Below are 272 nucleotides of genomic sequence, written 5' to 3' on the forward strand. Positions count from 1 at the left end.
GTTTTATAAAAACACCTTAGAAACCTCAAAAACCTCACAAAATAAGTCAGAAAAACTAAAAGCTTTAGATGGATTGTATCTGGCATATTCTGTGAAACAAGATTATGATTCTGCAATATACTACTCCCAACAGTATAATTTTTTAAGAGATAGTTTGGAAACTGACTATAAGAAGGCTGTAGATTATAGAGAAAAGTTTGCGAGAATACAGAAAGAAAATGAACTTTTACAAAGAGATAAGAAAATGTCAATAGTAAATATTAAAAATTTAG

General features: G+C 27.9%; 1 protein-coding gene. It reads left to right on the forward strand.

Going from position 1 to position 272, the window contains the following annotated elements:
• The coding region (locus tag SCA31_RS23460; RefSeq protein ID WP_410699422.1) for a hypothetical protein at positions 1–272 on the forward strand (272 nt) is incomplete at both ends.

This window comes from Chryseobacterium sp. SIMBA_028, from assembly GCF_046535285.1.
In the GTDB taxonomy this organism is placed as follows: Bacteria; Bacteroidota; Bacteroidia; order Flavobacteriales; family Weeksellaceae; genus Chryseobacterium.